Genomic DNA, 21,037 nt, shown 5'->3' with positions numbered 1-21,037 from the left:
GTGTACGGCAAGTCATCGTACGCCGCGGAGGGGACGGTTCCGACCCTCATGACCGAGGAGCCGACGGTACGACGGGGACAGGGCGCCAGGTCGGGGGGCGAAGTGCCGGCACATGCGCCCCCCGCACCTCCGCGTACCCGGAGTTCGCCGCGAGCATCTTGTACCGGGCGACACGCGGGTCGGTCTCCTGCTGTGCGGTCATGTGGGCGGCGATCATGCCGGCGACGAGCGGGGTGGCGAAGGAGGTGCCGCTCCAGTGCGCGAACCCCTCGAACATCACCTGGTCGGGCTCGGTGGTGCCGCCCTGCTCGCTCAACACGCCAGTGTGGCGCGGGGACACGCAGGTGCAGGAGTAGCCGAAGCCGTAGCGGCAGGTGTCGTAGGTGGAGTGCTGGTAGACGTACGGCATGGGCGCGTCGAAGCCGGTGAGGACGCTGGTGAGCCGCTCGCCGGGCGCGTAGGCCTTCACCCAGGCGCCGTGGTTGCTGAAGCAGGCGCCGAACTCGCCGTCGCCGCGCAGCGCTCCGACCGACAGCACGACGTCCTGGTAGTCGGGCAGGTCGGCGTAGGCGGCGGGCCAGAACGGCGTGGCGCTGCCGTTGTTGCCGGCTGCGGCGACCAGCAGGGTGCGCTGTTCGCGCAGCTCCCGCATGAAGGCCTCGACGCCGAGCAGGCCGTCGGTGCGGCCGTTGGAGGTGCCGGCGGAGAGGCTGAGGATGTCGGGCCAGCCGCCCGCGTCGACCGCCTCGAAGAGCTTCTCGCCGAACTCGGACTCCAGGATGGCGCCCGCGTCGTTCAGGGAGTTGCGGACGGTGATGTTCGTGTTGGGCGCGACGGCGGCGACGAGTCCGGCGATGAACGTGCCGTGACCGACGTACTGCTGGAGGACGCCGTCGTCGTCGCACTCCTTGATCTGCGCGTCGCCGTCGGTGTGGGCGAGCAGCGGGGAGGAGCGGAAGTCGCGCATGAGGCCGGTGTCGATGACCAGGACGCCGACGGCGCTGTCCGCGTCGTGGGTGCCCTCGGCCGCCGTGGGGTTGGTGCCGTCGGCGAGCGGGGCGGGCGCGGGTTCGTCGCCGGGACAGGAGTTGACGCCCCCCGTGATCCCCACGAGGTGGTTGCGGCTGACGAGCCGTCGTCCGGCCCGGCCCTCGGTCTCCCGCAGGGCGCGCAGGGCGTGCACGACGGTGGGGTCGCCGCTGCGGTCGCCCTCGCCGGGGTCGCCGACCCGGATGCGGGTGATGCCCGAGCGGTTGGTCTGCGGGCTCGCGCGGCGCACGTTGTCCTGCACCAGGTCGGGGTCGGCGGTGAAGTGCGCCCGCACGGTGTCCTCGACGATGCGGGCGTCGTCGCCGTCACGGACCAGCACATAGCCCTTCTCGTAGATGAACTCGGCGGAGTCGTCCGGTCCCATCGCGAGGGGGACGTCGGGCATGGAGCGCTGGATCTGGTCGAACTGCTCGTGGAATCGCTGTGGTGCCATGGCGTGTCCTCCCACTGAGGCGACGGTCGTCAGTCAGAGCCGCGGGGTGGCTGATTGATACAGCACCAAACCCGTGTGGCACGGTCCCGCGGCAACTACCATCCGTGGAGTGACAGCGGGAAGCGACTCGGTTCTCCAACTGCTGCCGATGGTGTTCGCCGCCCCGAACGACGCGCTGGCGAAAGCGGAACGGGTGCTCGACGCCGATCCGTCGCCGTTGCACGCCTCCGTCGCCCACCAGGTGATTGGCATCTGGCAGCGGGACTGGGGCGACATGCGCATCGCCCTCCATCATCTGCGGCGTGCCCGGGATCTCGCGGCACGGGCGGAATCGGCCGACCGGGAGGCGGACGTCCTCGCGGCGCTCGGGGTCGCGTTGGTGCATGCGGGGCGCACTCAGCAGGGGCTGGCCGCGCTGGAGCGCGGGGTCGAGCGCGGGAGCGGACACACCCGCGCGCGCGTGCTGTTCCGCCGGGCCTACGCCCGCTGGGTCCTGGGCCACCATCGCGAGGCGCTGGACGATGTGCGCAAGGCGATTCCCGTGCTGCGGCAGGCCGAGGACGTCATCTGGACGGCGCGGGCGCTGACGCTGCGGGCGACCGTGCATCTGGCGGTCGGCGCCGTCGACCGCGCGGATGCCGACTTCACGGCGGCCGAGGCGCTGTGGGACACCACGGGCCAGGAGCACGACAAGGCCGACGCGGTGGAGAGCCGGGGGCTCGCGGCGTTCCGGTCGGGCGACATCCCGGCGGCGCTGCGGCTGCTCGACGAGGCCGAGGAGCGGTACGCCAAGCTCGGCACGCCGACCTTCATGCTCAACATCCGCCGCTGCGAGGTGCTGATGGCCGCGGGGCTCGCCCCGGAGGCGCTGGCCGAGGCCGACGCGGCGATCGCCGTGCTCGACGGCATCGGCGGCCAGTCCACCCGCAAGGCCGAGCTGCTGCTGGCCGCGGCACGTGCCGCCCGGCTGGCGGGCGAGGCGCACACCGCGATCGCGCGCGCCGACATGGCCGTACGGCTGTTCGCGGGGCAGCGGCGCGGCTGGTGGGAGACGCATGCCCGGCTGGTGCTGATCGAGGCGCGGGTCGCCGCCGGGCGCAGTTCGGGCCGGCTGGTGGCCGACACGGCGGCGGTGGCCGAACGGCTGGCCTCCTTCGGTGCGCCGGCCGCGCCGGAGGCCTCGCTGCTCGCGGGCCGGATCGCCCTCGGTCTGGGCTGGCGGGCCGACGCCGAGCGGCATCTGGCCGTCGCCGCACGCAGCAGGCGCAGCGGGCCGCCGCTGGCCCGGATGACGGGCTGGGCGGCACAGGCGCTGCGGGCACAGGCGGCAGGTTCGGGGCGGGGTGTCCTGGAGGCCTGCCGACGCGGCCTGGACGTGCTCGACGCCCACCGGATGACGCTCGGCGCGTCGGAGCTCAGGGCCCGCGCCACCGCGCAGGGCGCTGAACTGGCCGCGCTGGCCCAGCAGGCGAGCCTCGACTCCGGCAGTCCGCGGCGGCTGCTGGTGTGGAGCGAGCGCTGGCGGGCCACCGCGCTGTCGACGCCGCCGACCCGGCCGCCGGCCGATCCGGAGCTGCAGAGCGACCTGACCGCGTTCCGGGAGATCGCGGCCCGCGCGGAGGCCGCCCGCATGGAGGCCCGGCCCGTTCCGGCGCTGGAGCGCGAACAGCGGCGCCTGGAGCGGGAGATCCGCTCCCGGACCCTGCACCTGCGCGGCGACACGCCCGGCGACGGCTACCGCTTCGATCCGCGCCGGCTGCTTCAGCGGCTGGGGGACGACGTACGGCTGGTCGAACTCGCCGTGCTGGACGGGCGGGTTCAGGTGCTGCTGTGCGGGCAGGGGCGGGTGCGCCGGTTCGAGGCGGGGCTGCTGGCCGAGGCGGAGACCGAGGCCGAGCACGTCCAGGCCGGGCTGCGGCGGCTGGCCCACCCGGGTGCGGAGGGGCGGCTGCCGGTCGTCGAGGCCGCGGGGCGGCGCCTGGAGGAGTTGCTGCTCGGTCCGGCCGCGGCTCATCTGGGCGACGGACCCGTCGTGGTCGTACCCCCGGCCCGGCTGCACCGGGTGCCGTGGGCGCTGCTGCCGTCGCTGCGCGAGCGGGTGCTCAGCGTGTCGCCGTCGGCGAGCAGCTGGCTGCGCGCGCGGGAGACCGAACCGCCGCCCGGTGGACGCCAGGTGCTGGTGCGCGGGCCGGGTCTCGCGACCGGCGGCGCGGAGGTGCCCCACCTCGCCTGCCGGTACGGCGGCGCTGTCGTCCTGGAGCACGCCGACGCGCGCGTGCCGCGGGTACTGGAAGAACTGGACGGGGCCGAACTGGCCCACATCGCGGCCCACGGCACGTTCCGCGCGGACAGCCCCCTGTTCTCGTCGCTGCGGATGGCCGACGGGCCAATCGTCGTGCACGACTTCGAGCGCCTGGACCGCAGCCCGTACCGGATCATCCTCTCCTGCTGCGACACCGCCCGCTTCGCCTCCGTCGGCGCCGACGAACTGCTCGGCCTGGTCACCGCGTTGCTGCCGCTGGGCACGGCGGGCGTGGTGGCGGCCAGCGCGCCCGTCAACGACGCCGCGGTGGTGCCCCTGATGCTGGCCCTGCACAAGGGCCTGAGCGAAGGGCTCTCCCTGGCGGAGGCACTGCGCGACGCCCGGGCGGCACTGCCGGGCGACGCGCTGCACCAGGCGACGGGGTGGGCGTTCTCGGCGTTCGGGGCGGACTGATCGGTCGTAACCGAGGGGCGTGCCCATGGGTGCCTTCCCAGCTCAACTCCCTTACGCCGACTGCGTGTCCGGCAGTTCCACCAGCCACGGCAGCGCGCCGCGGTCGCTGGCGCCGAGGCGGGCGTAGGCGCTGTAGAGGTGGTTGCCGACCGTGCGGACGGACAGGGTGAGCTTCTCGGCGATCTGCCGGTTGCTCAGTCCGGCGGCGGCCAGCGTGACGATCTGCCGTTGCCGGACGGTCAGTTCGCCGAGGACCAGCCCGGACAGTGCCGGGGTTCGGGCGCCCTGGCAGCGGCGGGCCAGGGCGACGGCACGCGTGCGTGCGGTGCGGGCGGCGCGCGGGTCGCGGTGGGCCCGTACGGCCTGGGCGTGCGCCTCGGCAGCGAAGAGCAGGAAGCCGCGCTCCTCGAACTGTGCGGCGACCCGGTCGAGCGCGGCGCCGTCGCCCTGGGCGAGCGCGTCGGCGTGCGCGGCGAAGACGCCGGTCAGGCGACCCTCGGCGAGCTGGGGGGTGCCAAGGCGGACGGCGTCGTAGGCGTCGCCGGAGAGCGCCTCGACAGCCGTGCCGCCACCGCCGGTGAACGCGCCCACGGCCCCGCCCGCATCACCGGTGCTCGCCGGGGCACCCCCGTCGGCGCAGCGAGCCGTGACAGGCCGGGTGACCGCCCCACCCCCGTGGGGGCGGCCACCCAGGATCTCGTGCGCGGCCGTTGTGTCGCCCGACTGCGCTGTGGCGAGGGCGAGTTCGAGGCGACAGGACGGATCGCCGCCGCCGTCCCGCAGCCCCTCCCGCGCCCACGCCGCCGCCTCCCGCAGCGCGCCGCGCAGCCGCGCGAACCGGGCGCGTACGGCCGCGTACCCGGCCGGCACCGGCGCGCCCTCCGCCACCAGCCACTCCCCCACGGGCGCCGGCATCTCCCGTACGTCCGCCCGCTCGATGCATCCGGCCAGCGCGGCCCGCTCGGCGTCCAGAGCGGGACCGCACTGGTCCGGCGTACGGGACAGCCGCCTCGCCCGGAGCCTGCCGGCCGCGGCCCGCAGCACCGGGCCGTGCAGGGGGTGGGCGAGGCGGACGGCGCCCTGGTCGTCCACGTGGACCAGGGCGTCGGCCTCCAGGTGTTCCAGGGTGTGCAGATCGAGCCGGTCCCGGGCCAGGTCCAGGGGCAACGGCTCGGCGAAGGCTAGGCGTTCGAGGGTCTCGCGCTCGTCGGGGCAGGTGCGGTCGAGGACCTGTGCGGTGCGCTCGCGCACGGTCGCGGTGACCGGCACCGGGCCGCGCCACGCCCATTCGTCCGACTCCGGAACCGGGGTCAGCAGCCCGCGCTCGCGCACCGCGTCCACCAGGTCGCGCAGCAGCCGCAGGTCCCCTTGGCACAGGCGGTAGAGCCGGTTCACGGTGAGCGGTTCGAAGGCCGCCCCGCCGGCTCCGCCCGCCAGCAGGTGGGCGGTCTCCTCGCGGGGCAGCGGCTCCAGGGTGAGGCGGGGCAGGAGTTCGCCGGTCCACAGGCGGGAGATCGCGCCCGGGACCGGGGCGCCGTCGGTGGTGACGACCAGGAGCCGGGTGCGTCCGTGCACGGCCAGTTGGTGGACGAGGGCGGCCGAGGCGTCGTCAAGCAGATGCGCGTCGTCCACGAGCAGCAGCCGTACGCCGGACAGGTGCTGGAAGGCGCCGTGCAGGGAGGCGGTCTCGGGTACGAGGTGCGCGAACGCGGCGAAGCGGATCCGGCGGGTCTCGGGGGTGCCGGCCGCCCTGGCGCAGTCGGTGCCGCGGACGGCCTCGGTGACGAGCCGGGTCTTGCCGCAGCCCGCCGGTCCCGTGATCACGATGCCCTGCCGGCCGGCGGTCGAGGCCCCTCGGACCAGTTCGAGTTCGTCCTCCCGGCCGGTGAACGGCCAGGGCATCTCCAGGGTCTTCGCGTCACGTTCCCAAGTCATCACGGCAATAGGAGTGCGGTGACTCACCCTTGATACACGGGTACTTGAGTAGCCCCCGACTCAGGCGCCCGCGGCGGGTCGACGGCACCCTGTTCGCATGACCGCACGCTACTGCTCCCTCGCGCAGGCGTCGGCCCCCGCCTTCGCGCCGGGGCTGGCCGCCGAGCGGCTCAGTGCGCTCATCGGCGGAAGCCGGATGTGGGTCAACGGCACCGTGCTGCACTACCACTTCTTCGACCGGGACTCCGACGGGTCCGTGATCTCCGACCCGGAGACCGGCAAGGCCCGGCATGTGTCCTGGGTCGGCGGCAAGGAGCAGCGGGACGTCGTGCGCGAGTGCTTCCAGGAGTGGCAGGGCCTGGGCATCGGGCTGTCGTTCGTGGAGGTGGCCGACCGCTCGGAGGCCGAACTGCGCATCGGGTTCCAGCTCGGTGACGGCTCCTGGTCGCACGTGGGCAAGGACGCGCTCCAGGTCGGCCTGAACGAACGCACCATGAACTTCGGCTGGGACCTGACCGTGCCCGGGGAGCGTGGCACGGCCCTGCACGAGATCGGGCACGCGCTCGGCCTGCTGCACGAGCACCAGAGCCCGTTCGCCGGGATCCACTGGGACGACGAGGCCGTGTACACCGATCTGGCGGGCCCGCCGAACTTCTGGAGCCGGGACAAGACGTTCTTCAACATCCTGCGCAAGCTGGACCCGAACGAGGTCAACGGTTCCGTCTGGGACCCGCACTCGATCATGGAGTACCCGTTCTCGGCCGGGCTGATCCTGGAGCCGGAGCAGTTCCGCGGCGGCCTGAACCCGCCCGGCACGCTGTCCCAGGCCGACAAGGAGTTCGTCCGCCGCTGGTACCCGTCGGCCGAGCCGCCCAGGGCACAGGACCTGGTGCCGTTCCGCTCGGTACCGCTGCGGCTGGGCCCGGCGCAGCAGGCCGACTTCGTCGTCGAGCCGCCGGAGACCCGCGAGTACACCGTGGGCACCTTCGGCGACGGCGACACGGTCGTCGTGGTCTTCGAGGAGCGGGACGGAGAGCCCCGCTATCTCACCGCCCAGGACGACGGCGGTACCCCGCACAACGCCACGGTCAAGGCCCGCCTCGTCAAGGGCCGCCGCTATTTCGTCCGGGTGCGCCTGTACTCCAGCTGGGGTTCGGGGGAGACGGCGGTCATGTGCTGGTGACAGCACGGATCCGCTGACGCGCACGGGCGCCACAGTCCACTGTCCGGCGCCGGGGGAAGTGAGCGGGACGCCACCTTCGGGGGAGGGTGACGTCCCGCTCACGCCATGTGTGGGCCCGGCGATGGAGCTTGTGGGCCCGGCGACGGGTCGCAGCCACCAGGCCGGTCGGTAGCCAACGGTCGCACTCCCCTTGCCTCGCCCGCGACACACCCCTAACCTGACTTTGTGCCGCTAATAAACAAAACCCGAACGCACAACGCCGTGCCGGGCAACGGCAGCACGCTGACCCGCCTGCGCATCGCCCTCACCGCCTTCTTCGCCCTCGACGGATTCCTCTTCGCCGGCTGGGTCGTCCGTATCCCCGCCATCAAGGAACAGACCGGCGCCTCCGCCAGCGCCCTCGGCCTCGCCCTCCTCGGCGTCTCCGCCGGCGCCGTTCTCACCATGACGCTCACCGGTCGGCTCTGCCGTCGCTACGGCACCCACCAGGTCACCGTCGTCTGCGCGGTCCTCCTCTCCCTCAGCGTCGCCCTGCCCCCGCTCACCCACTCCGTGCTCGCCCTCGGCGCCGTGCTCGTCGTCTTCGGCGCCGCCTACGGCAGCATCAACGTCGCCTTCAACAGCGCAGCCGTCGACCTGGTCACCGCCCTGCGCCGGCCCGTGATGCCCAGCTTCCACGCGGCCTTCAGCCTGGGCGGCATGGTCGGCGCGGGCCTCGGCGGGCTGGTCGCGGGGGCCCTCTCCCCGACCCGGCATCTGCTGGGCCTCACCGTGATCGGGCTGCTGGTGACGGCCGTGGCTGGCCGTACGCTGCTGCGCCACGAACCGCCGACCGGCGCGAACGCCGTACGCGCCGAGAGCGGCGGCCCGCGTCGCCTGGACACCAGGACACGCGGACTGGTGATCGTCTTCGGCCTGATCGCCCTGTGCACGGCCTACGGCGAGGGCGCCATGGCCGACTGGGGCGCCCTGCACCTCGAACAGGACCTGGACGCCTCGCAGGGCGTCGCCGCCGCCGGCTACTCCTGCTTCGCGCTGGCCATGACCATCGGCCGCCTCAGCGGTACGGCTCTCCTCGAACGGCTCGGCCACGGCCGTACCGTCATCGCGGGCGGCGCGACCGCGGCGGCCGGAATGCTGCTCGGCTCTCTCGCGCCCTCCCTATGGGCGGCGTTGCTCGGCTTCGCGATCACAGGGCTCGGTCTCGCCAACCTCTTCCCGGTGGCCGTCGAGCGCGCGGGCGTCCTCGCCGGCCCGAGCGGAGTCGCCACCGCCTCCACCCTCGGCTACGGCGGCATGCTCCTCGGACCGCCCGCCATCGGCTTCATGGCCGACTGGTTCTCCCTGCCCGTCGCCCTCACCAGCGTCGCCGTACTGGCCGCGATCGCCACGCTGATCGGCATCGCGACCCGCCGCGCGACGCCGAACCGACCGGGGTCGCCGTCCGGACCGTGACCCGCCTCGCCCTGGCACTCCGGCACTTCGTCACGGCGACCGACTGCGCCCCTCCGACCGTTGTCCGCACCGCGCTGCGCCCGCATCATGACCGGATGGCACGACTCCACGACATCGTCATCGACTGTGCCCGCCCGGCCGCCACGGCCCGCTTCTGGGCCGCCGCCCTCGACGGTTACGCCGTCGCCCCCTACGACGACGCCGAGCTCGCCCGGTTGCGCGCGCAGGGCATCGACGGCCCGGAGAACGACCCGACCGTGCTGGTCGAGCCCGAAGCGGGCGGCCCTCGCCTGTGGTGTCAGCTCGTACCGGAGCCCAAGCGCGGAAAGAACCGCCTGCACCTGGACCTGGCCTCCCCCGCCCCGCAGACCGAGATCGACCGACTCACCGCCCTGGGCGCGACCGTCCTGGCCCGCCACGAGGACCACTGGGTCCTCGCCGACCCCGAGGGCAACGAGTTCTGCCTCTTCCCCACCCGATCCTGAGCACCCTCCTCTTCAGCGCGGGCCCTGAGGAGGGCCCGTCGAAAGCCACTTCCCTTCGACCCCGCTCCATCCGGCACACTCACCCGCATGGAGACCGCTGAGTTCGTTAGAACCCTGGACCGCGAAGGTCAGCTGCTGGCCGCGGCCGCCGAGGAGGCCGGGGTCGACGCAAAAGTGCCTACCTGCCCGGACTGGCAGGTACGGGATCTGCTGCGGCACACGGGGGCGGTGCACCGCTGGGCCACGGAGTTCGTCGCGCAGGCGCTCACCTCGCCCCGACCCCTGGGTGACGGCCCCGCCCTCGACGGCCCCGAGCTCGTGGCCTGGTACCGGGACAGCCACCGCCACCTGGTCGACACCCTCGCCGCAGCCGCGCCCGACGTGCAGTGCTGGACCTTCCACCCCGCGCCCAACCCCTCACCCCTGGCCTTCTGGGCCCGGCGGCAGGCCCATGAGACGACCGTCCACCGCTTCGACGCGGAGTCGGCACGCGGCGGCACGCCGACCGGCATCGCGACGGAGTTCGCGGTGGACGGGATCGACGAGCTGCTCCGCGGATTCCACGCCCGCTCCAGGAGCAGGGTCCGTACGCAGGAGCCGCGCGTACTGCGGGTGCGGGCCTCGGACACGGACGCGGACACGGACGCGGTGTGGACCATACGGCTGTCGGCGGAACCGCCCGTGACCACGCGGGACGCGTCGGGTGGGGACGTGGACGCCGAAGTGAGCGGTCCTGCCGCGCAGTTGTATCTGGCGTTGTGGAACCGGCTGCCGGTGCCGAGCGTGACGGGTGACGCCTCGCTGGCCGCACTGTGGCGGGAGAGGTCGGCGATCGGCTGACGCCGGTTGACGGGCGGTCAGCCTGCCTGGCCGACCGCCAGCATCCGGGTCAGCACCGCACGTTGCACGGGCAGCACCTCACCGTGCAGCGTGCGGCCCTTCACCGTGAGCGCCACCTTCACGCCCCGCCGGTCCTCCGCACACATCCCGCGCTCGACGAGCCCGTCCTTCTCCAGGCGGGCGATCAGCCGCGACAGCGCGCTCTGGCTCAGATGGACGCGCTCGGAGATCTCCTGGACGCGGTAGGCACAGGTACCGTCCGCCAGCACGTCAAGGACCTCGAAATCGCTGGCGCACAGCCCGTGTTGGTTCAGAGCGCGGTCGAGTTCGCACTGGGTGCGCGCATGCAGCGCAAGGATGTCCCGCCACTGGTCCACGAGCGCCTGTTCGGCCTTCTTCGCCGCCATGGCCGCACCGTAGCAGAGTTCACAGCTCATTGCGCTGACATTAAATGCGCTTGCATTCGATGCATGCGCATGTACTGTCTTCGCATGACCTCTCCGCTCACCCACCCCACGTCCGAGGGCCGTTGGACGCCCCGTCTGTGGGGCACCCTCCTGGTGCTGTGCGCCGCGATGTTCCTGGACGCGCTGGACGTGTCGATGGTCGGTGTCGCCCTGCCGTCCATCGGCGCCGACCTGGGCCTGTCCACCTCGACCCTGCAATGGATCGTCAGCGGCTACATCCTGGGCTACGGCGGCCTGCTCCTCCTCGGCGGACGGACCGCCGACCTGCTGGGCCGACGCCAGGTCTTCCTGGTGGCCCTGGCCGTCTTCGCGCTCGCCTCCCTGCTCGGCGGGCTCGTCGACTCGGGTCCGCTGCTGATCGCCAGCCGCTTCATCAAGGGTCTGGCCGCCGCCTTCACCGCGCCCGCCGGCCTGTCCATCATCACCACGACCTTCGCCGAGGGCCCGCTACGCAACCGCGCGCTGGCCATCTACACCACCTGCGGCGCCACCGGCTACTCGATGGGGCTCGTCTTCTCCGGCCTGCTGACCGAGGCCAGTTGGCGCCTCACCATGCTGCTGCCCGCACCCGTAGCGCTGATCGCCCTGTTCGCGGGCCTGAAGCTGCTGCCGCGCACGGAGCGCGAACGGGCCACCGGCGGCTACGACATCCCGGGCGCCATCCTCGGCACCGCCTCGATGCTGCTGCTCGTCTTCACCGTGGTCGAGGCACCCGAGGTGGGCTGGGGATCGGCCCGCACGGTCCTGTCCTTCGTCGCCGTCGTCGTCCTGCTGACGGCGTTCGTCCGCGTCGAGCGCCGCAGCCCGAGCCCGCTGATCCGACTGGGCGTGCTGCGCTCCGGCGCCCAAGTGCGGGCCCAGCTGGGCGCGTTGACGTTCGTCGGCAGCTACATCGGCTTCCAGTTCCTGGTCACCCTGTACATGCAGCAACTGCTCGGCTGGTCCGCGCTGCACACCGCGCTGGCCTTCCTGCCGGCGGGCGCGCTCGTGGCGCTGTCCGCGACGAAGGTCGGGGCGATCATCGACCGGTTCGGCACGGCACGCCTGATCGCGATCGGCTTCGCCCTGATGGTCGCGGGATACGTCCTGTTCCTGCGCATCGACCTCGACCCGGTCTACGCGGCGGTGATCCTGCCCACCATGCTGCTGGTCGGCTCGGCCTTCGCGCTCACCTTCCCGTCGCTGAACGTCCAGGCGACGAACGGCGTCGACGAGCACGAGCAGGGCATGGTCTCGGGGCTGCTCAACACCTCCGTCCAGGTCGGCGGCGCGCTCTTCCTGGCTGTGGTGACGGCGGTCCTCACCGCGAACACCCCCGCGGAGCCCGCGTCCCCGCAGGCCGTCCTCGACAGCTACCTGCCCGCCCTGGTCGTGATCACGGTGATCGCGGTCGCGGGCCTGCTGATCTCCCTCACGGGGCTGCGCACCCGTCGTAGGCAGCCGACCGTGGTGGTCGCCAAGTCCACGTCCCAGGAGGCGGAGCGCGTCAGCGTACGCGACTAGGGGACGCCTCCTACACCGTGCGCCCGGCGGAGCCCGCTTGCTCCGCCGGGCGCACTCCTGTGAAACTCCCTGTATGAGCACGTATGGGGGACGGCGCAGTCAGGCCGAGCGGGACGCGATCACCGTCGAGATCGGATACGCGCTGTGCAGTGCGGCGTTCGCGGCGGCCGTGCTGTTCGGGGCCGTGGCGGGACCGGCGTTCGTCTTCGATCTGTGGGACGGGGCACGCGGCACGCTGGTACGCGTGGGGGCGACCGTGGCCGCCGTGCTGTTCCTCGCCCGCGTCATCAGCGTGCTGGTCCGTTTCGGGCAGCGCAAGGGCGCCGGGGACGGGGCGACTCAGCCCAGCCAGCCGGGGCGCACCAACCCCGACTCGTAGGCCAGGACGACGAGTTGCGCCCGGTCCCGGGCGCCGAGCTTCACCATCGTGCGGCTGACGTGGGTCTTCGCGGTGAGGGGGCTGACCACCAGGCGGCGGGCGATCTCCTCGTTGGACAGTCCGATGCCGACCAGCGCCATCACCTCCCGCTCGCGTTCGGTGAGGTCGGTCAGGGCGTCGGCCGCGGCGGGCTCCTTGGAGCGGGCGGCGAACTCGGCGATGAGGCGCCGGGTCACACCGGGCGAGAGCAGCGCGTCGCCCTCGACCACCGCCCGTACGGCGCGCAGGAGTTCCTCCGGCTCGGTGTCCTTGACCAGGAATCCGGAGGCGCCCGAGCGGATGGCCTCGAAGACGTACTCGTCGAGTTCGAAGGTGGTGAGCATGACCACCTTGACGCCCTCCAGGGCTCCGTCCTCCGTGACCCGGCGGGTCGCGGCGAGTCCGTCGAGGACCGGCATGCGGATGTCCATCAGGACGACGTCGGGCCGCAGTTCGCGCACCTTGCGCACCGCTTCCTCGCCGTCGGACGCCTCCCCCGCCACCTCGATGTCGGGCTGCGCGTCGAGCAGCGCGCGGAAACCGGCCCGCACCAGCGACTGGTCGTCGGCGAGCAGTACCCGGATCACCGGTCCTCCTTGGTGTCGGCAGAAGCCTTCAACGGCAGTACGGCGAGCACCCGGAACCCTCCGTCGGCGCGCGGGCCCGCCTCGATCGTGCCACCCAGCGCGGCCGCCCGCTCCCGCATTCCGGCGAGTCCGTTGCCGCTGCCGCCCGCGTCGGCGCCGCCCGCCGGACCGTCGTCGTCGATACGCAACCGTAGCGTCGCTCCGTCGTCGTGATCGAGGTGCACGCGTGCGTGCCGCGATCCCGAGTGGCGTACGACGTTGGTGAGGGCCTCCTGAACGATCCGGAACGCGGCGAGGTCGGTGCCGGGCGCGAGGCGGGGCGCTTCGCCCTCGACCTCGACGGTGAGGCCCGCGCTCGCCGCCTCCCGCACCAGTTCCGGCAGGCGGTCGAGTCCGGGTGCCGGGGTGCGCGGCGCGTCGCCCGGCGTGCGCAGCGTGTCCAGGACCTGGCGGACCTCGCCGAGCGCCTCCTTGCTCTTGGCCTTGATGGTGGTGAGCGCCGTGCGTGCCTGCTCGGGGTCGCTGTCGAGGAGCGCGAGGCCGACGCCCGCCTGCACATTGATCACGCTGATGCTGTGCGCGAGGACGTCGTGCAGTTCGCGGGCGATCCGCAGCCGCTCCTCGTCGGCCCGTCGCCGCGCCGCCTGCGCCCGCTCGGCCCCCTCCCGCACCCACTGTTCGCGCCGCGTCTTGGCCAGCTCCGACACCGCCAGGATGGCCGCGACCCAAGCGGCGATCACCCCCTCCTGCCCCCAGGGCGCCGCCGAGTCACCGGACGGCGGCAGCCACTGGTACAGCCAGTGGGCCACCAGCGCGTGCCCGGCCCAGAACACCCCGATCGCGGCCCAGGCGGCCCTGCGATGCCCCCTGACGATCGCGTTGAAGCAGGCCACGGCGACGGCCAGGAGGACCGGCCCGTACGGATAACCGGCGCCCAGATACACGGTGGCGGCGACCGACGTCCCGAACACGACGGCCACCGGATACCGCTTGCGCCACAGCAGCAGTCCCGCCGCCACGAACAGCAGCACGCGCGCGAAGGGGTCGAGAGCGGCCCGGTCGTCCAACTGGCCCCGGGCCGCGAAGTTCGAGCCGGCCATCACGAAGAGCGTGATCAGCACCGTGGAGCGCCAGGGCCAGCCAGGGGCACGCTCCTCCCCGTCCCACCGGTTCCACCACGGCGGCCCGTGTCGCCACCACATCGGCGGACCGCCGCCCCGGCGTGCCTGCTGCTCGTCCATGTCCGCCACGCTAGACGCGACGACCACCGAGCGGCGTCACCCGCGCGTGGTGATCACGACTACTCCCCGCGAAGTACGTCCTCCCCCACGGCCGGCGCGGCTCACACCAGACCGACACCGTGGGCGAGGCGGACCACCGCATGCCGGAAGAACGCCTCCCTGTCCTCCACGACCCGGTGGAACTGCCCGAACAGCTCGAACCCGACGAGACCGAAGAGCTCGGCCCAGGAGGCGACGAGGGCCACGACCGTCGCCGGAGGCAGATCGGGGGCCAGGTCGGCGGCCATGCGCTCGGCCTCGGCGCGCAGGTCGGCGGGCAGGGGCGGGGGTTCGGTGAGGGCGGAGCCGCCATGGGCGTCGCGGACGATGCCGATGAAGACGAGCCCGACGCGGGAGGCGGGCGGGACGGTGGTGTCGGGGGCGGTGTAGCCGGGCACGGGCGAGCCGTAGATCAGCGCGTACTCGTGCGGATGCCGCAGCGCCCAGCCGCGTACGGCCTCAGCGACCGCAGTCCAGCGCTGTACGGGGCCGGCGCCCTTGGCCTTGTCGTGCGCTGCTTCGGCGCTCTCGCCGAGGGAGTTGTAGGCGTCGATGATGAGAGCGGTCAGCAGGTCGTCGCGGCTGGGGAAGTAGCGGTAGAGCGCGGAGGAGACCATGCCGAGTTCCCGGGCCACGGCGCGCAGGGACAGCTTGGCGGCGCCCTCGGCCGCGAGCTGTCTGCGCGCCTCGTCCTTGATGGCCGCGGTGATTTCCATCCTGGCGCGGGCACGTGCGCCCTGTGCGGTGCTGCTGCTCATGTGAGGCAGTCTCCCACGAAGAACGGAGCAGTGCACACAATCGAGAGCACTGCTCTTGCTTTGGATCAGCGATCTCGTGCACACTGCTCTCAAGCGAGAGCACCGCTCTCGCAATCCTTTCTCAACCGAAGACACCGGGAGTCAGCATGTCGTCGCCGTACTACCTCAAGGGCAGCTCGCTGAACGTCCGCCTCAACAACATCATCGGCTGGCTGGCCCGGCGCGGGCTCAGCATCGCGGGCACGGCGGAGATGTCCGTACGCGGACGCAAGAGCGGACAGATGCAGCGCATCCCCGTCAATCCGCACACCCTCGACGGCACGCAGTACCTGGTCTCGGCGCGCGGCCACTCCCAGTGGGTACGGAACATGCGCGCCGCGGGCGGCGGGGAGCTGCGGGTCGGGCGCAAGGTGCGTGAGTTCACCGCGGTGGAGCTGCCCGACGAGGAGAAGCTCCCGATCCTGCGGACCTACCTGGAGAAGTGGGGCTGGGAGGTCAACCAGTACTTCCAGGGGGTCACCGCGACGTCCTCCGACGAGAAGATCATCGCGGCCGCCCCGGATCACCCCGTCTTCCGGATCACCGTCAAGAAGTGACTCGGGTCGCCGTCAAGAGGTGGCCTCCTCGCCGCCCGTCACCGCCTGGCGGCGGTCCAGCGCGGTCAGGGCGCGGTGGGCCATCGGGTGGGTGCGGACGATCTCGGCCAGTGACGTGGAGCCTCGGGTGATGTCCGTGAACGCCTTCCAGGCCGGCCGCAGACCGGTCAGCGCCGCGTGGAAGAGACCGGGGCGGCGCTCGAACACCGTCAGCAGCCGCTTGCCGACGCTCATCTCGACGCCGAGGCCCGCCTTGACCGCGAAGGCGTAGTTCAGCGCCTGGCGCCGGGTGTCCACCGCGTCATGCGCCTCGGCGATCCGCACCGCCCACTCCCCCGCGAGCCGCCCCGACCGCAGCGCGAACGAGATCCCCTCGCGGGTCCAGGGCTCCAGCAGACCCGCCGCGTCACCGCACACCAGCACGCGCCCGCGCGACAGCGGCGAGTCGTCGGCGCGGCAGCGCGTCAAGTGGCCGGAGGAGACGCTCGGTTCGAACCCGGCGAGGCCGAGCCGCCCGATGAACTCCTCCAAGTACCGCTTGGTGGCGGCGCCTTCACCGCGCGCCGAGATCACCCCGACCGTGAGCGTGTCGCCCTTGGGGAACACCCAGCCGTAACTGCCGGGAATCGGCCCCCAGTCGATCAGCACCCGCCCCTTCCAGTCCTCGGCGACCGTCTCCGGCACCGGGATCTCCGCCTCCAGGCCGAGATCGACCTGGTCGAGCTTCACCCCGACATGGGCTCCTATCCGGCTGGCGCTGCCGTCCGCGCCGACCACGGCCCGCGCGAGCAGCGTCTCGCCGCCCTGCAGGACGACGGCGACGCTGCGCCGGTCCGGCACCGCCGAACCGTGCTGCTCGACGCGCTGCACGGTGACGCCCGTCCGCAGCTCGGCGCCCGCCTTCTGCGCGTGCTCGACGAGCTGCTGGTCGAACTCGGGCCGGTTGATCAGCCCGAACAGCATCTGCTTGGAGCGCCGGGTCCGGGTGAAGCGGCCGTTGTTCGAGAACGTGATCGCGTGCACCCGGTCCCGGAAGGGCAGCTCGAAGCCGGGCGGGAGCGAGTCGCGCGAGGGGCCGATGATGCCGCCGCCGCACGTCTTGTAGCGCGGCAGTTCCGCCTTCTCCAGCACCAGCACGCGCCGCCCGGCGACCGCGGCCGCATAGGCGGCCGAGGCCCCCGCGGGTCCCGCGCCCACCACGACGACGTCCCACACCTGCCGCACGTCGTCCGCCGAAGAGTTCTCGCTGCTCACGATGGTCTACTGCTCCCGATCAAGCCGCCTACGCCTGCTGTCCCCCGCATCCTACGGCGGGCATCGTCGCAGGCTGCTGTGGGAGGATCACAGCACTCATACGTACAACGTCGCACCCACAAGGAGCGTGCCCATGTCGTCGAATCCGGTCGCCGAGACCGTCGCCTCGCTGATGCCCAGGGCGAAGGCGGAGCTCACCGAACTGGTGGCATTCAAATCGGTGGCGGACTTCGACCAGTTCCCGAAGAGCGAGAGCGAGGGCGCCGCCCGCTGGGTCGCCGACGCACTGCGCGCGGAGGGCTTCGAGGACGTGGCCCTGCTGGACACCCCCGACGGCACGCAGTCGGTGTACGGCTACCTGCCCGGCCCCGAGGGCGCGAAAACGGTCCTGCTGTACGCCCACTACGACGTGCAGCCCCCGCTGGACGAGGCCGCCTGGCACACCCCGCCCTTCGAGCTGACCGAACGCGACGGCCGCTGGTACGGGCGCGGGGCTGCCGACTGCAAGGGCGGCCTGATCATGCACCTGCTGGCGCTGCGCGCGCTCAAGGCCGACGGCGGCGTGCCCGTGCACGTGAAGGTCATCGCCGAGGGCTCGGAGGAAGTGGGCACGGGCGGCCTGGAGCGGTACGCCGAGGAACACCCGGAACTGCTGCAGGCCGACACCATCGTGATCGGCGACTCGGGCAACTTCCGCGCCGGCCTGCCGACGGTCACCTCCACCCTGCGCGGCATGACCCTCGTCCGCGTGCAGATCGACACGCTCGAAGGCAACCTGCACTCCGGCCAGTTCGGCGGCGCCGCGCCGGACGCGCTGGGCGCGCTGATCCGCGTACTGGACTCGCTGCGCGCCGCGGACGGTTCGACGACGGTGGACGGGCTGACCGGCGAGTCGTCGTGGCAGGGACTGCAGTACGAGGACGAGCAGTTCCGGCAGGACGCCAAGATCCTCGACGGCGTCGAGCTGATCGGCTCCGGCACGGTCGCCGACCGCATCTGGGCGCGCCCGGCCGTCACGGTCCTCGGCATCGATTGCCCGCCGGTCGTCGGCGCCACCCCGTCCGTGCAGGCGAGCGCTCGGGCCCTGATCAGCCTGCGGGTCCCGCCGGGCGTGGACGCGGTCCAGGCGACCAAGCTGCTCCAGGCGCACCTGGAGACCCACACCCCCTGGGGCGCCCGGGTGCGCAGCGAGCAGATAGGCCAGGGCCAGGCGTTCCGCGCCGACACGACCAGCCCGGCGTACCAGGCGATGGCGGACGCGATGGCGGTGGCGTACCCCGGCCAGGAGATGCAGTACGCCGGCCAGGGCGGTTCCATCCCGCTGTGCAACACCCTCGCCGCGCTCTACCCGCACGCGGAGATCCTCCTCATCGGCCTGAGCGAGCCGGAGGCCCAGATCCACGCCGTGAACGAGAGCGTGTCGCCGCAGGAGCTGGAGCGTCTGTCGGTCGCCGAGGCGCTGTTCCTGCGTAATTACGCGGCGAGTTGAGGGGCCGGGCGGTGACGATGCGGGCATGACCCGCGCCGATCGCCTCGCCGCCCACACGGACATCGCCACGTCCCTGGCGCTTCTCTCCGACCACGAACTCGCGGAGTTGGTGGAGTCGGGCGCGCCGCTCGCCACGGGCATCGGCGGCCGCTCGACGCTGATCGAGGTGGACGGCAGACGGGTCTTCGTGAAACGCGTCCGCCTCACCGACGTCGAGCTGCGGCCGGAGAACGTCCGCTCCACGGCGAACCTCCTCGGCCTGCCGGCCTACTTCCACTACGGCGTCGGCAGTCCGGGGTTCGGCGCCTGGCGGGAGCTCGCCGTACACACCATGACGACGAACTGGGTCGTCGCCGACCGCTTCGCGGGCTTCCCGCTGATGCACCACTGGCGGGTCCTGCCACAGCCGCCCCAGCCCCTTCCCGACCAGCTGGCCGATGTCGACGGGGCCGTCGCCTATTGGGGCGGCAGCCCGCAGGTGCGCGAGCGCATCGAGGAGCTGCGGACGGCGTCCGCGAGCCTGGCACTGTTCCTGGAGTACGTGCCATACACCCTGCACGAGTGGTTCGACACCCAACTGCGCACGGACGGCGCCGAGGCCGCGTGCACCCTGGTGGAGCAGGGACTCAGGGCCACCACCGACTTCCTCCACGAGCGCGAACTCCTGCACTTCGACGCCCACTTCGCCAACATCCTCACCGACGGTCGGCAGCTCTACCTGGCCGACTACGGCCTCGCGCTCTCGTCCCGTTTCCCGCTCACCCCGCAGGAGCGCGAGTTCTTCGACCGGCACCGCGTCTACGACCGCTGCTACACCGCCGCCCACCTGGTGAACTGGCTGGCCACCGCGCTGCACGGGTACGGCCACGAGGAGCGCGAGGCCTTCGTGCGGAATTGCGCCGACGGCAGGCGGCCCGAGGGCATCCCACGGGCCGCCGCCGACATCATCGTCCGGTACGCGCCCCTCGCCACCGTCGCGAACGACTTCGTCGGGCGGCTGATTCACGACAGCAAGCTCACGCCGTACCCGTACGAGGCGCTGCGCGGGCTGCTTCAGGACGTGGGGATCCCGGCCTCCAGATAGAGGGCCGCCCCGCGCTCCCGCGCCCGCAGCGCCCAGCGCAACCGCTCGTAGCGCACCGGTGGCAGCAGATCGGCGGCCTCCTCCTCGGTCACGAAGCGCCAGTCGCGCAGCTCCGGGCCGGGCAGCATGAGGCGTTCGGCCTCCGCGGAGCCGAGGCGACCGCCGTCGAAGAGGAGGCGCAGACCGCCGTAGCCGGGCGGCGCGGGCCGCTCCCAGTCGACGACGAGCAGCCGCGGCACGTCCTCGAGCCGTATCCCCGTCTCCTCGGCGACCTCGCGCATGCCCGCGCGCGCGGGCGCCTCACCGGGTTCGACGACACCGCCCGGGAACTCCCAGCCGGCTTTGTAGGTGGGGTCGACGAGCAGTACCCGGTCCTGCTCGTCGAAGAGGAGGACCCCCGAGGCGAGGGTCTCGGAGGTGGGCTCCGGGGTCTGCACGATGTCGCAGACGGGGACCGCACCGCCGCCGACCGCCTCGGCGATCCGGACGGCGGTCTCGTACGGCGTCAGGGCGCTGTTGTCGACGGGGTGGGCGTCGGCGGTGAGCCAGGCGGCGAGCGCGGCGCGGTACGGCGCTATGTGGTCGTACGACCACTGCCGGATCCGTATGTCGCCGTCGGGCAGGTCGGGCGGGAGCTCCCGCCCGGCTATTCGCTCCCGCAGGATCGTTTCCGCCGGGGCGAGCAGCACGTGCTGGACAGTGATACGGCGGGCGGCGAGGCCGCCGAAGATCTCGTCGCGGTACTCCTGGCGCAGCAGCGTCATCGGCACGACGAGGGTCCCGCCGAGCTCGGCGTGCAGTGCTGCCGCCGTGTCGATCACGAGACGTCGCCAGATCGGCAGGTCCTGGAAGTCACCGACCTCGGTGAGGTGTTTGGGCGGGAGCAGGTGGGTGAGTGCTCCGCCGATGACCTCGGGGTCGAAGAGCGTGCTGTTCGGGATCAGCTCGATCAGGTCCCGTGCGGTGGTGGTCTTCCCCGCACCGAACGCACCGTTGATCCAGACGATCACGTTTCCCCCTCTTCTGTTGGCCCCCTGTGGCTTGCCCGCTCCACACTGCCACGGAAACCACGTCCAGTAGAGACCGCATGACCACGGCGCCGGAGCCCCCTCGAATCCAGGGGCTCCGGCGCCGTGTGGTCGGGTCGGTGGGGTCGTCAGCGCTTCTTCCCGTGCGGGGCGTTGTTCACGGCCTTGTCCGTCTCGCGGTTGATGGCCCGGCCGAAGGTGTTCAGGGCCTGGTCCACGTTCACGCCGGCGACCTTGGTCTCGCTTCCGGCGAGCTTCGTCCCGCCGGTCTCACCGCCGGTGAGCTTCATCCCCCCGGCCTCACCTCCGAGGAGCTTCATTCCTCCGCCGCCGAGGCCAGGGGTCTCCGTGGAGGGGGTCCCGGTGACAGGGGCCTCGGCGGCGTGGGACGGAGTGACCGCCGCGACGACGAATCCGGTGGCCAGGGAGGCGATGGCGAGCATGCTGCGCTTCTTCATGGCCGGTTCAACTGCGAA

General features: G+C 72.5%; 19 protein-coding genes. 10 read left to right on the top strand and 9 right to left on the bottom strand.

What is annotated here, in order from left to right; genetic code table 11:
- Positions 1 to 46 precede the first annotated feature (46 nt).
- Positions 47 to 1,483 (bottom strand): S8/S53 family peptidase, encoded by a 1,437-nt coding sequence (locus tag ACIA8X_RS15055; RefSeq protein WP_399458417.1) that lies wholly within the window; start codon positions 1,481 to 1,483, stop codon positions 47 to 49.
- Positions 1,484 to 1,631: 148 nt separating this feature from the next.
- On the opposite strand from ACIA8X_RS15055, the gene ACIA8X_RS15050 reads away from it, so the two are divergent.
- Positions 1,632 to 4,199 carry a CHAT domain-containing protein gene (locus tag ACIA8X_RS15050; RefSeq protein ID WP_393446407.1) on the top strand — a complete coding sequence of 856 codons (2,568 nt, stop codon included), beginning with the start codon at positions 1,632 to 1,634 and terminating at the stop codon, positions 4,197 to 4,199.
- A gap of 51 nt (positions 4,200 to 4,250) precedes the next feature.
- Here ACIA8X_RS15050 and ACIA8X_RS15045 read toward each other — a convergent pair whose 3' ends face one another.
- Positions 4,251 to 6,134 carry a LuxR C-terminal-related transcriptional regulator gene (locus tag ACIA8X_RS15045; protein ID WP_399458416.1) on the bottom strand — a complete coding sequence of 628 codons (1,884 nt, stop codon included), beginning with the start codon at positions 6,132 to 6,134 and terminating at the stop codon, positions 4,251 to 4,253.
- A 97-nt stretch (positions 6,135 to 6,231) separates the two neighbouring features.
- Between ACIA8X_RS15045 and ACIA8X_RS15040 the strand changes: the two genes are divergently transcribed.
- The 4 genes from ACIA8X_RS15040 to ACIA8X_RS15025 all read left to right on the top strand — a co-directional run bounded on the left by ACIA8X_RS15040 (position 6,232) and on the right by ACIA8X_RS15025 (position 10,097).
- Entirely contained in the window at positions 6,232 to 7,317 is a 1,086-nt protein-coding gene (locus ACIA8X_RS15040) for a M12 family metallopeptidase (protein WP_393445739.1), read from the top strand.
- A 225-nt stretch (positions 7,318 to 7,542) separates the two neighbouring features.
- Positions 7,543 to 8,772, top strand: coding sequence for an MFS transporter (locus tag ACIA8X_RS15035; RefSeq protein WP_399458415.1), 1,230 nt, complete (start codon positions 7,543 to 7,545; stop codon positions 8,770 to 8,772).
- A gap of 95 nt (positions 8,773 to 8,867) precedes the next feature.
- On the top strand, positions 8,868 to 9,257 hold the full coding sequence (locus ACIA8X_RS15030; protein WP_399458414.1) for a VOC family protein: 390 nt from the start codon (positions 8,868 to 8,870) through the stop codon (positions 9,255 to 9,257).
- 87 nt (positions 9,258 to 9,344) lie between these two features.
- Positions 9,345 to 10,097, top strand: a complete 753-nt coding sequence (locus ACIA8X_RS15025) for a maleylpyruvate isomerase family mycothiol-dependent enzyme (RefSeq protein WP_399458413.1) — start codon at positions 9,345 to 9,347, stop codon at positions 10,095 to 10,097.
- Positions 10,098 to 10,114: 17 nt separating this feature from the next.
- On the opposite strand, the gene ACIA8X_RS15020 is transcribed toward ACIA8X_RS15025, so the two are convergent.
- Complete coding sequence (locus tag ACIA8X_RS15020) at positions 10,115 to 10,504, bottom strand: MarR family winged helix-turn-helix transcriptional regulator (RefSeq protein WP_393445746.1); 390 nt, start codon at positions 10,502 to 10,504, stop codon at positions 10,115 to 10,117.
- 84 nt (positions 10,505 to 10,588) lie between these two features.
- On the opposite strand from ACIA8X_RS15020, the gene ACIA8X_RS15015 reads away from it, so the two are divergent.
- Both ACIA8X_RS15015 and ACIA8X_RS15010 read left to right on the top strand, forming a co-directional pair.
- Positions 10,589 to 12,067, top strand: a complete 1,479-nt coding sequence (locus ACIA8X_RS15015; protein ID WP_399458412.1) for an MFS transporter — start codon at positions 10,589 to 10,591, stop codon at positions 12,065 to 12,067.
- 73 nt (positions 12,068 to 12,140) lie between these two features.
- Positions 12,141 to 12,446, top strand: coding sequence for a DUF6332 family protein (locus ACIA8X_RS15010; RefSeq protein ID WP_393445750.1), 306 nt, complete (start codon positions 12,141 to 12,143; stop codon positions 12,444 to 12,446).
- On the opposite strand, the gene ACIA8X_RS15005 is transcribed toward ACIA8X_RS15010, so the two are convergent.
- The 3 genes from ACIA8X_RS15005 to ACIA8X_RS14995 form a co-directional block, all read right to left on the bottom strand.
- Entirely contained in the window at positions 12,407 to 13,072 is a 666-nt protein-coding gene (locus ACIA8X_RS15005; protein WP_393445752.1) for a response regulator, read from the bottom strand. The two genes, ACIA8X_RS15010 and ACIA8X_RS15005, sit on opposite strands and share 40 nt — an antisense overlap.
- Entirely contained in the window at positions 13,069 to 14,313 is a 1,245-nt protein-coding gene (locus ACIA8X_RS15000; RefSeq protein WP_399458411.1) for a sensor histidine kinase, read from the bottom strand. The genes ACIA8X_RS15005 and ACIA8X_RS15000 overlap by 4 nt, the downstream gene beginning before the upstream one ends.
- Positions 14,314 to 14,414: 101 nt before the next feature.
- Entirely contained in the window at positions 14,415 to 15,110 is a 696-nt protein-coding gene (locus ACIA8X_RS14995; RefSeq protein ID WP_393445756.1) for a TetR/AcrR family transcriptional regulator, read from the bottom strand.
- Between the two features lie 146 nt (positions 15,111 to 15,256).
- Here ACIA8X_RS14995 and ACIA8X_RS14990 point away from each other — a divergent pair, with 146 nt between their 5' ends.
- On the top strand, positions 15,257 to 15,706 hold the full coding sequence (locus ACIA8X_RS14990; protein WP_393445758.1) for a nitroreductase family deazaflavin-dependent oxidoreductase: 450 nt from the start codon (positions 15,257 to 15,259) through the stop codon (positions 15,704 to 15,706).
- A gap of 12 nt (positions 15,707 to 15,718) precedes the next feature.
- Here the strand turns inward: ACIA8X_RS14990 and ACIA8X_RS14985 are convergent, their stop codons facing one another.
- Entirely contained in the window at positions 15,719 to 16,960 is a 1,242-nt protein-coding gene (locus ACIA8X_RS14985; RefSeq protein ID WP_393445760.1) for a geranylgeranyl reductase family protein, read from the bottom strand.
- Between the two features lie 133 nt (positions 16,961 to 17,093).
- Here ACIA8X_RS14985 and ACIA8X_RS14980 point away from each other — a divergent pair, with 133 nt between their 5' ends.
- On the top strand, positions 17,094 to 18,449 hold the full coding sequence (locus ACIA8X_RS14980) for a dipeptidase (protein ID WP_399458410.1): 1,356 nt from the start codon (positions 17,094 to 17,096) through the stop codon (positions 18,447 to 18,449).
- A gap of 25 nt (positions 18,450 to 18,474) precedes the next feature.
- Positions 18,475 to 19,533 carry a protein kinase family protein gene (locus ACIA8X_RS14975; protein WP_399458409.1) on the top strand — a complete coding sequence of 353 codons (1,059 nt, stop codon included), beginning with the start codon at positions 18,475 to 18,477 and terminating at the stop codon, positions 19,531 to 19,533.
- Here ACIA8X_RS14975 and ACIA8X_RS14970 read toward each other — a convergent pair.
- Both ACIA8X_RS14970 and ACIA8X_RS14965 read right to left on the bottom strand, forming a co-directional pair.
- Positions 19,503 to 20,543 carry an NUDIX domain-containing protein gene (locus ACIA8X_RS14970; RefSeq protein ID WP_393445766.1) on the bottom strand — a complete coding sequence of 347 codons (1,041 nt, stop codon included), beginning with the start codon at positions 20,541 to 20,543 and terminating at the stop codon, positions 19,503 to 19,505. The genes ACIA8X_RS14975 and ACIA8X_RS14970 overlap by 31 nt on opposite strands.
- A gap of 146 nt (positions 20,544 to 20,689) precedes the next feature.
- Positions 20,690 to 21,019, bottom strand: a complete 330-nt coding sequence (locus tag ACIA8X_RS14965; protein ID WP_393446437.1) for a hypothetical protein — start codon at positions 21,017 to 21,019, stop codon at positions 20,690 to 20,692.
- Positions 21,020 to 21,037: the final 18 nt, after the last annotated feature.

Source organism: Streptomyces sp. NPDC051738 (assembly GCF_044453205.1).
In the GTDB taxonomy this organism is placed as follows: domain Bacteria; phylum Actinomycetota; class Actinomycetes; order Streptomycetales; family Streptomycetaceae; genus Streptomyces.
Note: the sequence above shows the minus strand (reverse complement) of the source record. Positions and strands in the feature narration are given on the sequence as shown.